Source organism: Streptomyces sp. NPDC048516, assembly GCF_043199875.1.
Classification (GTDB): Bacteria; Actinomycetota; Actinomycetes; order Streptomycetales; family Streptomycetaceae; genus Streptomyces.
On sequence record NZ_JBICWS010000014.1, the window covers coordinates 144,263 to 156,087 of the forward strand.

Annotated in this window: 13 protein-coding genes; 9 read left to right on the forward strand and 4 right to left on the reverse strand. The window is 70.6% G+C overall.

Features of this window, described 5'->3' with window-relative positions; translation table 11 throughout:
• Positions 1-8: 8 nt before the first annotated feature.
• Positions 9-620 carry a hypothetical protein gene (locus tag ACGFR7_RS26185; protein WP_393323862.1) on the forward strand — a complete coding sequence of 204 codons (612 nt, stop codon included), beginning with the start codon at positions 9-11 and terminating at the stop codon, positions 618-620.
• A 72-nt stretch (positions 621-692) separates the two neighbouring features.
• On the opposite strand, the gene ACGFR7_RS26190 is transcribed toward ACGFR7_RS26185, so the two are convergent.
• Positions 693-1,082, reverse strand: a complete 390-nt coding sequence (locus tag ACGFR7_RS26190) for a hypothetical protein (RefSeq protein WP_393323865.1) — start codon at positions 1,080-1,082, stop codon at positions 693-695.
• A 433-nt stretch (positions 1,083-1,515) separates the two neighbouring features.
• Between ACGFR7_RS26190 and ACGFR7_RS26195 the strand changes: the two genes are divergently transcribed.
• The 5 genes from ACGFR7_RS26195 to ACGFR7_RS26215 all read left to right on the forward strand — a co-directional run bounded on the left by ACGFR7_RS26195 (position 1,516) and on the right by ACGFR7_RS26215 (position 5,016).
• Positions 1,516-2,775, forward strand: a complete 1,260-nt coding sequence (locus ACGFR7_RS26195; RefSeq protein WP_393323868.1) for a lanthionine synthetase LanC family protein — start codon at positions 1,516-1,518, stop codon at positions 2,773-2,775.
• A gap of 308 nt (positions 2,776-3,083) precedes the next feature.
• Positions 3,084-3,788 carry a hypothetical protein gene (locus ACGFR7_RS26200; RefSeq protein ID WP_393323871.1) on the forward strand — a complete coding sequence of 235 codons (705 nt, stop codon included), beginning with the start codon at positions 3,084-3,086 and terminating at the stop codon, positions 3,786-3,788.
• A gap of 271 nt (positions 3,789-4,059) precedes the next feature.
• Complete coding sequence (locus ACGFR7_RS26205; protein WP_393323874.1) at positions 4,060-4,329, forward strand: hypothetical protein; 270 nt, start codon at positions 4,060-4,062, stop codon at positions 4,327-4,329.
• 235 nt (positions 4,330-4,564) lie between these two features.
• Entirely contained in the window at positions 4,565-4,828 is a 264-nt protein-coding gene (locus tag ACGFR7_RS26210; RefSeq protein WP_393323877.1) for a hypothetical protein, read from the forward strand.
• Positions 4,829-4,890: 62 nt separating this feature from the next.
• Positions 4,891-5,016: a hypothetical protein gene (locus ACGFR7_RS26215; RefSeq protein ID WP_393323879.1), complete on the forward strand. Its 126-nt coding sequence runs from the start codon at positions 4,891-4,893 to the stop codon at positions 5,014-5,016.
• A 245-nt stretch (positions 5,017-5,261) separates the two neighbouring features.
• Here the strand turns inward: ACGFR7_RS26215 and ACGFR7_RS26220 are convergent, their stop codons facing one another.
• Positions 5,262-5,735: a DUF3592 domain-containing protein gene (locus ACGFR7_RS26220; protein ID WP_392747803.1), complete on the reverse strand. Its 474-nt coding sequence runs from the start codon at positions 5,733-5,735 to the stop codon at positions 5,262-5,264.
• A gap of 331 nt (positions 5,736-6,066) precedes the next feature.
• Between ACGFR7_RS26220 and ACGFR7_RS26225 the strand changes: the two genes are divergently transcribed.
• Complete coding sequence (locus ACGFR7_RS26225) at positions 6,067-6,405, forward strand: tyrosine-type recombinase/integrase (RefSeq protein WP_393323882.1); 339 nt, start codon at positions 6,067-6,069, stop codon at positions 6,403-6,405.
• On the opposite strand, the gene ACGFR7_RS26230 is transcribed toward ACGFR7_RS26225, so the two are convergent.
• Positions 6,339-7,100: a phosphoglyceromutase gene (locus tag ACGFR7_RS26230; RefSeq protein ID WP_393323884.1), complete on the reverse strand. Its 762-nt coding sequence runs from the start codon at positions 7,098-7,100 to the stop codon at positions 6,339-6,341. The genes ACGFR7_RS26225 and ACGFR7_RS26230 overlap by 67 nt on opposite strands.
• Before the next feature lie 296 nt (positions 7,101-7,396).
• On the opposite strand from ACGFR7_RS26230, the gene ACGFR7_RS26235 reads away from it, so the two are divergent.
• Together ACGFR7_RS26235 and ACGFR7_RS26240 are read left to right on the forward strand one after the other, a co-directional pair.
• A complete protein-coding gene (locus tag ACGFR7_RS26235; RefSeq protein WP_393323887.1) occupies positions 7,397-8,908 on the forward strand; it encodes an MDR family MFS transporter in 1,512 nt (503 codons plus the stop codon).
• Between the two features lie 234 nt (positions 8,909-9,142).
• Entirely contained in the window at positions 9,143-10,552 is a 1,410-nt protein-coding gene (locus tag ACGFR7_RS26240) for an alpha/beta hydrolase family protein (RefSeq protein WP_393323890.1), read from the forward strand.
• Between the two features lie 147 nt (positions 10,553-10,699).
• On the opposite strand, the gene ACGFR7_RS26245 is transcribed toward ACGFR7_RS26240, so the two are convergent.
• The gene (locus ACGFR7_RS26245) at positions 10,700-11,626 is read right to left on the reverse strand and encodes a class I SAM-dependent methyltransferase (RefSeq protein ID WP_393323893.1); all 927 of its coding nucleotides are present in this window, start codon (positions 11,624-11,626) and stop codon (positions 10,700-10,702) included.
• Positions 11,627-11,825: the final 199 nt, after the last annotated feature.

Sequence of the window (11,825 nt, forward strand, 5' to 3'; positions counted from 1 at the left end):
GGAGTGCCGTGAGATTCACCGGTTTGTCGGACGATGTCGACCGTCCTGCCATCGACGCGTTCCTGTCGGCCGTGGACTCGGCGATGAACAGCAACACCCTGCTGCTCAAGGTTGCCACCGACGTTCCGGTCACGGCGGAGAACCAGCGTCATGTCCTCCACGCCTACCTGCGCAGCGGGCTGTTCGAGGAGATGATGCTCGCCGCCGACCGTCAGCGCGACTGGGACAACCTGTCCGTAGCCGAAGAATTCGGCGGCCTCCCCAACGAGCGCCCGCTCATCCGTGAGGGATTCCTCGCGACGACCAGCCCGCTCCGCTATGCGGAGTTCCTCGCCCGGCTGCGCTGGATGCTCTGCGAGGCTTTCAGCCCCTACGGAGACCACCGTTCGCCGGCGCATGCCGAAGAGCTCATACGAGATTTCGTTCACGAGTTGCTCGGCCAGGACGGTTCCGCATGGTCGTTCGCTTCGGTCAAGCCCGATTTCTTGCGCTCGACCGGCTACTACAGCGGCGAAGAGCCTCTGCCTCCGGTGTATTTCCACGGCAGTGACTCCGATACCGCGACATTCATCCACCGCGGCCCCGTCTGCTACTTGCTTCTTACCAACGGCTCTCCGTGAGAAAGCACTCCGGCATTCGGGAGGGCCCTCACCCTCCGTCTGCGGCGCGGGGTCGTAGGCTCTGGTGCATCATCACCGCCGTGCAGACCACGGCCGGACTCCGTCCCGGCTGAGCACCACGATGCGACGGCGCCAGAGAGCGGCGGTGACCCGGTCGCCCGGCTCCAGTCGCTCGAGGAGCGGTCCCGGGTCGCCGAAGCTCACGACTCCCCGCCAGGAGTCCTCATCCTTCAGAGTCGCCTCGTAGGTGGCATTCTTCCCGGTCTTGACGACCGTCTTCACGACGGTGAAAGGCCAGGTGGTCAGGCAGTCACTCGCTACCTGCAACGTTGCACGAGCGGGACACGGCTCGGCTGCCTGGTAGTCCCGGTAGAGCTCACGGTCGGCGGGCAACCACGCGGCGAACGCGACGTAGCAGAACTCCGCCGGTATCAAAGACAGCAGGATCAGCAGCACGCCCATGAACCGCGCCCGACCCGGCGACCGCCGGGCGCACCGCCCTTGCCCGGCCGTCCGCCCGTGCCGTGAGCCCTCGCCCGCACTGTTGCCATCGCCTGCCCCCTCCCCCCAGCCACCATCAACCAGACAGGAATACACCCAGGTCGGGCGGCAATGTGCGAGAAGGCCGGCTTCCGCATCACAGCAAACCCGGCACGGTGCAGCACCTCACTGCCGCACCTCACTGCCGCACCGCACTGCCGCACGGCACGACAAAGCCCCGTCCCCCGACGCCCCGGCGGGGGGATCCGTAGAGCGCTGTGAGCGCTGTGAGCGCTGTGAGCGCTGTGAGGCTCTGCGCCGGGCCGAACTCCCGTCCCTCGCTGCTGTTTTGTGGTCCTTCGCGGAAGGCCGCGTTCCACTGGGCGGTTCCGGAAGATCATGCGAGAGTGGCCCCATGACGGCTCCAGAAGCCACGGTGGTGGCGGTCGACGAGGTCGAAGGACTCGCGGTGGAGGGCCTGCGGTGGCTTACCGGGGCAGCGCGGGAAACCGCTGGCGGAGGCCTCGGCTGGCCGACCAGGGCCTCGGACGACGCGGTCAACCCGATGCTCTACGGCGGTACGGCCGGAATCGTCCCCGTGCTCCTGGAGGCGTGGCGGCACTTCGGCGATGACACCTATGCCGACGCCGCCCTGCGCGCGGCCCGCAGCCTCGCTGACTCCGTCGACGGCGTCGACGACGACTCCCTCTACTTCGGTCGCACCGGAATGGCCCTCGTCCTGCGGTCCGTTCACGACGAACTCGGCGACACGGCCGCCGGCGCCGCCGCGGACCGCGCGCTGGAACTCGTGCGGTCGCGCTTCGACGGGGCGCGCTGGGGCGAGCTGTACGAGCTGATGGGCGGCAACGCGGGGATCGGCCTCGGCGCGCTCGTGGCCGGCGACGCGGAACTGGCCGTTCTCGCCCTGGAGCCGTATCTACGGACGGCTGAGCAGACCCCGGCAGGCGTCCACTGGCCCCACCGCACCGGCGTCGAGGCCCGTCTGCACCACATCTCGCACGGCACGCTCGGCATCGCCCTGGGACTTGCCAGGGTCGGCCGGGCCACCGGCCGTGAGGACCTGCTCGAGCTGGCGCTGGCCGGTGCCGCAGACGTAGTGGCGCGTGACGAAGCGGGGCCCGAGGGCTTTCTGGTGCTGCACTCCACTCCGCAGTTCCGCCCCGATGTGATCGAGCCCATCAGTTACGGCTGGTGCCACGGACCGGCCGGCGACGCCCAGGTCTTCCGGCTGCTGCGGGACATCACGGCCGACCCGGTCTGGCCCGCCCTGGCCGATCGCTGCTGGCACACGGTCACCCACTCCGGCCTGCCCCAGCGGCTGCGCCCCGGCTTCTGGGACAACAACGGCCGCTGCTGCGGCACCGCGGGCGTGCTGGCCCTGGCCTGCGACCGGCTCGTCGAACAGCAGGACCCGTACGACTTCGCCCACGTCCTCGTCGCGGATCTCGTCGCCCGCGCGATTCGGGACACCGACGGCGCCCGCTGGTCCAACTTTGAGCAGCGGCCCACCCCGAGCGACCTCGAACCGTGCACCGGCTGGGCGACGGGCAACGCGGGCATCGTGCGCGAACTCCTGCGCTTCGTACGGCTGAGCCGCGGGGGCGCCCCCCGGTACGCATTCGCCTGGCCGGACCAGCCTCAGGTACGCGCTTAGGCCCCGATCCGCCGCTGTGGTGGCGGTGCCGCGTCGTGACGGGTCGGGTGTGCACGCCTGTCTGCCAACCGTGTTGGTGTCTCAGCGGGGCCACATGCAGGGCCATGAACCGGCGTGGCCGCCTGGTCCAGCGCCTCGGATGGATGTCTGCCGCTGGGACGTGTCCGACGGCTCGCGTGGCTTCTTCCCCTGCTCACGCCCGTGTTAGCCGGTTGTTAGCGGAGCGGCAGCCGTGCGGTAGCGGCCCGGACCAGGGTGGGTGACGTACCGAGAAGACAACGACACCGACTGCCCCAGGGGACCCCGTAATGAGCTCCAGCGCCACTGTCCGCACCGTTCGTCGCCGCACCCTGCGCGTTGCCGCGGCGGCCCTGGTCGCGACCGCCGGCCTGACCCTGACCGCCTGCTCCGGCTCGGACGCCGTCGCGAAGTCCGCGGGCCACACGGGCTCGGCCGCCGCCAAGGCCACCGCCGCGGGCTGGTCCGGCATCCAGAGCTCTGCCGGCAAGGAGAGCCCCGTTGCCGGGACCGGCACCAAGTCGGTCGCTGCGGGCAAGCAGTCGGGCGGTGCGCAGCCCGCCAGGGCCGAGACGGGATCCACGGTCCGCACCCAGACCTTGGTGGACGGCAGCACGGCCAGGATCTACGACCTCGGCTCCCAGCGCTACCGCGCCGAGATCGTCAGTGACGGCTCGGTCGTGGCCACGATGGAGACGACGGGGCAGGACGCCGACGCCGGGCTCGACGCCAACGGCATGTACGTCGTGCTCACGATGGGCGGCGAGGTCCACTCCTGGATGGGCGGCGAGCACCAGGGACCGGGCACCTTCCAACTCGCGGGCGGCTGGACGGCCAAGGTCACGAAGGTCGGCGAGCTGCGCTACCGCGCGCAGATCATCGGCCATGACGGCGTGGCCGCCACGCTGGAGACGAAGGGGCACGACGTGGGGGTCGACGCCAACGGCGTGTACGTCGTGCTCAGCGCCGGCGGCGTGATCAGCGCCCACGAGTAAAGACCCGCCCACCTGCGGCGGGGCAACCCCCTCCGGCCGGGCAACACCCTCCGGCGAGGCAGCCCCACCGCCACCGCGGCGGAAGCGATCTGCACGCTCACACGCACCACGCGTCCTGCACGTCCCGACCGTGACGAACGAACGTCAACCTGCGCCACCGGGCCCAGCGCGTGCATCAAACCAAGTGAACGAGGCACAGAGCAGGCGGCTTTGGCCGGCCTCTCTCGGGAGAGCCGTGCGTAAAAGATCCGAAGACACGATGGAGGAATTGATGAAGTCCTTGCGCACTCGCATCGCTCTCGGTCTCGCCGTGGGTGCCGCGGTGGTCACTGTGCCGCTGAGTGCCACGGCCGCTTTCGCCGCCGGCCCGCCGCCCGGTGACGGTTGGCAGGCGGTCGGTGGCGAGTCGTTCGGCTCCTGGCAGAAGTGCTATGACCAGATGCAGAGTGACCTGTCACAGAACCCCAAGTACCACGAGGCCACCTGCGTCAGCGACCCCCAGCCCGGCCTCCCCAACTTCTACTCGGAGTGGATGCGCTGAGCTTGCTCTTCGCCGTCCGCCTCGCACGATTTCCTGAACCTGATCGCCCGTACGAGGGTTCCGGGGACGTGAACACGGCCTTCGTGCTGATCCTGTGCTCCGGCCAACGAGGCAAAGAGGCACAGGACCAGCACGAAGGCCGTGGAGGAGTGAGTCTGCTGCAAACCGGCGTCCGGCCGGAAGCGTTCGCCGTGGCGTCACGCTTCCGGTCCGGCCGGCACTTAAATATCAGAGCATGACTACAGAGCCGCAGCGTTTCACGATCTTGTTGGTCCCCGAACACGTCGAGGACAGAGGTGATGCCTCCGTGGAGGACTCAGCCGTGCGATCGGCGGTCGTCGAGGCGACGGGTGAGTCGGGTGCCTCGGGCTACCCCCGCTACATCGGGCACGGGATCGTGGCCGACATCGACCCCCGTACGCGCACGGTCGAGGCGGTGCTCGTCGATGGTGCCGAGCTGGACTATGGGCTGACCGCCAAGGTCACTGCCGCTTCTTGATCGCGGCGTCGGTGACGGACGGCTCACGGTTACCCGGATGGGTTCTCTGACGCGGCCGCCGTGTGGGGAATGCGGACGTGCTGCGCGAGGAAGAGGGCTGCCCGGTCCAGCACCTGACCGCCCTCGTCGAGAACGCCGGCGAAGGACTGGAACACGTGGGGTACGTCGGCGGTGATGTCGAGCCGTGAGGCGGCCCCAGGACAGCGACAAGCCCCCTACTCGAGGGAAAGTCGCAGGTAGGGGGCTGATCGCGTCGGGTTACTTCTTCTTGCCCCGGGTCTGGCGGGCCCGGATTTCCGGCCAGGCCAGAGGGGTGCATGCCCAAGCTGACCTGCGCCTGGACGGTTGTCAGTTTGTCGTCATTGGTCGTTACCGGTCGCCGTCGGAGGTTCCACAGAGGTTCCCGACTCGGGGCGCGTAGCCTCGCCCGGCCTCAGCCGCGGCCGGCGCTGGAGATTATGATCCAGATCGGCACCACGGTGAAGCCGATGCCGACCACCAAGCAGGCCCTCGCCCTGGCGCGCCGTTCCGAGCCCAGGTCGACGCGAGCCGTGGAGGGCCGGGCGGGGAGATAGACCACCGGCACTTCCTGTCCGATCGGCCAGCCCTCGGTACTGCTGGAGGTCGCCTTGATCTCGCCCGGATTACCGTCCGCGTCGACGTACCCGATCATCGCGAACCGGGGACGGCGGCGGGCGACGTGCGTGTCCCCATCGAGGTCCAGGGTGCGGTCCGAGCTCGTACCGCCTCTCACGTGACGGACCACGCTCCCCTGGACGCGGACTCCCTTGAGCCGCAGCCACCGTTCGACGCGCACCTCACGCGCGCCGAAGACCAGCACCGCAAGGCCGATAAGAAGCAGAAAAATGCCGAGCAGCACCGATACCTCCGTCTTGCTACCGTTCATGTACTCCCACGGGCACCGCATGTGTCCCGGCGCCCGGCTCAGGCGTGAACGTGAAAGACAGCAGGTCACCGAGCCGCGTCACGGCTGAGCCGCAGGCCACGCTATCCCGGCTGCCACAGGCACGAATAACACCCCCGCACGGCTCTCGTGGGTGACTGAGAAGTCGTCCTCGCAGCTCGGTGGCCCAGCCCCGCGCGGCCAACTTCCGCACCCGGACCGCACCCCCTTGTTCCCAGAAGGGGCGCCCCCAGCCATCCCGTCGGCGGTTGGAGAGCGGCACGCTGCACGTCGTACAGCAAGCCGCGAGCACGCTGCCGCCCGCGAGCACGGGATGCACGCACTCCGGCACTTCTACGCGTCGGTGCTCTTGGACGCCGGCGAGAGCATCAAGGCCCTAGCGGAATACCTCGGGCACTCCGATCCGGGGCTGACCCTGAAGGTGTACGCGCACCTCATGCCGAGCAGTCGCGACAGGGCCCGGCAGGCTCTCAGCGCGACCTTCGCGCCCAAGGTCCCACGGGCTGAGGTTCCAGAGGGGTTCCAGCGCATGAAAATGCCTCCCACCTGCACCATCTGTGCAGGTGGGAGGCATGATCACGTTCTCTACTTCTTCTTGCCCTGGTTCTTGACAGCCTCGATGGCGGCCTTGGCGGCCTCCGGGTCGAGGTAGGTGCCGCCGGGCTTGACCGGGCGGAAGTCGGCGTCCAGGTCGTAGGCGAGCGGGATGCCGGTGGGGATGTTCAGGCCGGCGATGTCCTCGTCGGAGATGCCGTCGAGGTGCTTGACCAGGGCGCGCAGCGAGTTGCCGTGGGCCGCGACCAGGACCGTCTTGCCGGCGCGGAGGTCCGGGACGATGCCGTCGAACCAGTACGGGAGCATGCGGACGACGACGTCCTTCAGGCACTCCGTCCGGGGGCGCAGCTCCGGCGGGAGGCCGGCGTAGCGCGGGTCGGAGAACTGCGAGTACTCGGCGTCGCGGTCGAGGGCGGGCGGCGGGGTGTCGTACGAGCGGCGCCAGAGCATGAACTGCTCCTCGCCGAACTCGGCCAGCGTCTGCGCCTTGTCCTTGCCCTGCAGCGCACCGTAGTGGCGCTCGTTCAGCCGCCAGCTGCGGTGGACCGGGATCCAGTGCCGGTCGGCGGACTCCAAAGCCAGCTGCGCGGTGCGAATGGCGCGCTTCTGGAGGGAGGTGTGCACTACGTCGGGGAGCAGGCCGGCGTCCTTGAGCAGCTCTCCGCCGCGGACTGCCTCCTTCTCGCCCTTTTCGTTGAGGTTGACGTCCACCCAGCCGGTGAACAGGTTCTTCGCGTTCCACTCGCTCTCGCCGTGGCGGAGGAGGATCAGCTTGTACGGTGCGTCGGCCATGGCGTCGAGCGTAATCCAAGTCGGCGCGGCTCCTTGCGTGGGTCCAGGACCTGGGCATTCCGGCGTCGTTTGACGCTTCCCGTCAATTGGCTGGTGGCGGGGACCGCCTCCTGTGTAGGTTGCGCATGTCGCTAGAGCCACTTACATGAGCCGCTTGCGTGGGCCCCTTACGTGGCGGGAGGGGGGCTCGCCTCGTCGCCGCTTCCCGCCGTCCCGCGCCCCTTCCATGCGCCGCACCACCACCATCACCACGCCACACACCATCACCACCATCACCACGCCACGGGGGAACTGTCATGTCCGCATCCGCAACGAAAACCTCCGGGCGGGCGGCTCGTCTCAAGCGAGCCGCCCTCGAGAGCGTGTCCGGTCTCCCCCGGCAGTTCTGGTGGCTGTGGACCAGCACCTTGATCAACCGACTGGGCGCGTTCGTCGCCACCTTCCTCGCCCTCTACCTGACCGTCGAGCGCGGCTACTCGGCCTCGTACGCGGGCCTGGTCGGCGCGCTCTACGGCCTCGGCGGGGTGATCTCGTCCGTAGGCGCCGGGGTGCTGACCGACCGGCTCGGCCGCCGGCCCACGATGCTGATCGCCCAGCTGTCCACGGCGGCGTCCGTGGCGCTGCTCGGCTTCATGGAGCACCCGGTCGCGATCGCGGCGGTGGCGGGCGTGGTCGGCATGGCGACCAACGCCTCGCGCCCGGCCGTACAGGCGATGATGGCGGACCTCGTCGCCCCGGAAGACCGCGTCCGCGCCTTCTCCCTCAACTACTGGGCGATCAACCTCGGCTTCGCCGTCTCCTCCACCGCCGCCGGACTCATCGCCCAGCACGGCTACCTGTCCCTCTTCCTGGGCGAGTCCGCGCTGGTACTGGCCTGCGCGCTGGTCGTCTTCTGGAAGCTCCCCGAGTCGCGGCCCGCCGCGGGGACACCGGACCCCCCGGCCGGCGGCCTGAATGGCCCGGACGACGGCGGCGGCGCGGCCCCGGCTCCCGTCTCCATGCTGACCGTCCTGCGCGACGGCCGCTTCATGACCGTCGTCGGCCTCAATCTGCTGCTCGCGCTGCTCTTCCAGCAGGCGTATGTCTCGATGCCCGTGTCGATGGGTCAGAACGGGTTCTCCAGCGCCGACTTCGGCATGGTCATCGCGGTCAACGGCGTCCTCATCGTGCTGTTGCAGATCCCCGTGACGCGTTTCATCGAGCACCGCAGCCCGGCCATGCTCCTCATCGGCTCGGCCCTGCTCGCCGGTTACGGCTTCGGGCTGACGGCGCTGGCGGACTCGGTCGCCCTGTACGCGCTCGCGGTCACCGTCTGGACGCTCGGCGAGATCATCAACTCCCCCACCCAGATGGGCCTGGTGGTGCGCCTCTCGCCGCTGCACGGCCGCGGCCGCTACCAGGGCATGTACTCGCTGTCGTGGTCCGTCGCCTCTCTGACCGCGCCTCTCCTCGGTGGCATGGTGATCGACCGCTACGGCGCCGATGCGCTCTGGGCCGGTTGCGCGGCCGTCGGCACGGTGGCGGCGACGGGGTACGGGCTGCTGCTGCGGAGCCTGCCGGGGCAGGAGGCGGCAGTGGTCCGCTCACCGCGGCCGACGGACACGAACCCGGGCACGGGCACGAACCCGAACACGGGCACGGGCACGGGCACGAACCCGAACACGGACACGGGCACGGGCACGGGCAGGGACAGGGGCGCGGGCAGGGACAGCAGGGGCGCGGGCGCGGGCAGGGAAGCGTCCACCGAGGTGGAAGCGCCGCTGCACCTGGGAGCCCCCGCGGGCGGGGAAGCGGCCGCACGCCTGTAAGCCCGCACGGACGCGGACGCACGCACGCACGCACGCACCGAACACCTGTAGCCCGCGCGGCCACCAAAGCGCCCTCGGTCGCCTCCTTGGTGGCTGTCGCTGGGCCGCCCGGCCGCCGCGCAGGTGGCCGGGCCGTCAGCCGTACCGCCACCCGTGTCGCTGCCGGTGTCGCCGCCGTGGGTGCCGTCGTTGGCGACGGTGATGTGCGATGTGTGGCGTGGAGGAGTGGTGAGGGTGCTCGGTACAGGCGGACGGAGGGTGCGGCGGTTCGTGATGGCCGGGGCGCTGATGGCTGCGGGGGTGCTGGTCGCGGTGCCGGCGGGGGGCCGGAAGTCGGCCGGGGTGGACGGGGTGGCAGGGGTGGACGGCATGGCTGGGGTGCACAGGGTGGCTGGGGTGAACGGGGTGGCCGGGCCCGGGGGCGGGACTCCCCCGGTATCGGCCGACGGGCCCCCGGCCGGTGCCATGACGCTGCCCGCGCCCACCGGCCGGTACCAAGTCGGTTCGGTCGCGCTTCACCTGACCCACTGGACGCGTACCGATCCATGGGCCGGCGGGCAAACGCACCGGGAGTTGATGGTGAGCGTCCGGTACCCGGCGCGGGCCGGCGCCGGACGGTATCCGCCCGCGCCGCAGCTGTCGGCGCGCGAGGCGGCGGCGTTCGACGCACGGAACAACTTCTCGCAACAGGTGCCGCCGGGGAAGGCGCAGTGGGCGGCCACCCGTACCTCGGCGCACGTGGGGGCGCCCCTGGCGCCGGGAAGCCCGGCGGGCGCCCACCGGGCTTCCCGGCGGTGGCTGCCGGTGGTGCTCTACTCTCCCGGCGTCGGCGATCCGCGCTCGTTCGGCAGCACGCTCTGCGACGAGTTGGCCTCCCGCGGCTACGCGGTGGTCACCATCGACCACACCTATGAGGCGCCCGCCGTGGAGTTCCCGGACGGACGGCTGGCGCGCAGCGTGCTGGCGGCGGAGCTGGCGAAGGCGCAGAAGAGCGGGCGGATCACGGAGTTGCTGAAGAAGGTCAGCGGGGTGCGGGTGGCCGATACCCGTTTCGTCCTGGATGAGTTGGCCGGGCGGGGTGCGCACTCGCCGCTGCCCCCCGGTCTTCGGCGGGCGCTGGATCTGCACGCCGTCGGGATGTTCGGGCAGTCGGCCGGCGGGTTCACGGCGGTGCAGACGATGCATGACGACCGGCGGATCAAGGCCGCGGTGAACCTGGACGGGGTGATGGGTTACACCCAGCGGGATGACGACCCCTCGAATCCGTCGACGGTGGGACGCGAGGGTGTGGACCGGCCGTTGCTGCTGATGGGGATGGCAGGGAACACCCATCACACGGTGGCGTCCTGGGGCGCGGTGTGGCGGCACAGTACGGGCACCTGGCTGCGGGATCTGACGCTGCGCGGCAGCAGGCACGCCAGTTATACGGATGCGGAGGCGTTGGTGCCGCAGATCGCGCGTCGGTCGGGGCTGCCGCGCAAGGATGTGACGGCGCTGATCGGGACGGTCGATCCGGCGCGGGCGGTCGCGGCGCAGCGGGCGTACGTCTCCGCGTTCTTCGACCGGTGGCTGCGCGGGCGGGACGACGGCGGGCTGCTGGACGGGCCCTCGGGGCGGTTTCCGGAGGTGCAGTTCGTGCCGTAGGCGGGGTGCGGTCGGGCGAGGCGAAGCGGGACGGGGGCGGCCGCGCGGCGGTGGCCACGACTCGGCCCCCGGCCGGGGGCCGGGGGCCGGCCGGCACTCCGGCCGGCCCCCGGGCTCGGGAACGCGGAAGCGCGGAAGCCGCAGCGCTCAGGCAGCCGCCGTCCCGAAGTGCACGGTCTTCGCGGTCAGCAGGAACAGGTCCGTACGGCGGTCGACGCCTGCCGGGTCGGCCGGGTCGAGGAGCCGGTCCAGGGTCGCCCGGTCCTCGGCGTCCAGGAGTTCGGCGAGCGTCTGGCGTGCCCGTTCCAGGGAACGTCGCGCGAACTGCCGGGGCCCGTCGGCCAGGGGTGCGGGGTGGTCCACGAGGAAGGTCCTGCTCCGGGCGTCGGTGAGCCCCGCGGCGCGCAGCATGCCGGGCCAGTCCTCGACCACCGCCACCGAGCCGGGCAGCTCGGCCCGCATCCGGCTGAAGCGGTCCGCCTGCGCCGCATCGAACCGTTCCTGCAGTCCGGGGCGTCCGAAACCGAGGTCGCGCGGGAGCCAGCGGGCGGGCAGGCCGCCCTCGACGACAGCCAGGACCCCGCCGGGTTCGAGCAGCCCGGCCAGCTGCTTCACCACGCCCTGCTGGTCGCCTACGTGGTGGAGAGCCTGTCCGGACCACACCAGGTCCGCCGGCCCGAGACCGGTCAGCCCCTCGGGGAAGTCGGCCTGCTGCGTGCGCAGCCGGACGCCGAGCCGTCCGGCCCGTTCCCCGGCACGGGCCAGCAACTCCGGAGCACCGTCCACCGCGGTGACCTCGGCCTGCGGGAACGTCGCGGCCAGTCGGCAGGCCGCGACGCCCGGGCCGCTGCCGATGTCCAGGATCCGGCGGGGCGTGAGGTGCGTCAGCTCGGCGACGGCCTGTTGGACGTAGGGGCTGTGCGTCTCGCCCTCCAGCTCCAGCAGGTCGGCCATGGCGGCCCAGTCGAAGTCGGGGTCGGGGGTGTGGCCGTGAGCGTGGCCGTGGTCGTGGCCGTGGTGGTGGTTGCCGCTCTGAGAGGGGTTGCCGTCGTGGGTGTGGTCGTTGTCGGTCATCGCACCTTCTCCAGTGATTCGTGCTCCGCCGGTGCTTCCTCGATCAGGTCCGCGTTCACCGCGAGAACCTTCTGGCGCCGACCATGCGCCAGGGCCGCCGAGTACGGCAAACATTGTTGCCGTTTCTGCAAATGGCGGTGCGTGCGAAGGGGCAGGGGCTCTCCCCTCGGCCCGCCCCTCGGCGGCTTTCACTCGACGA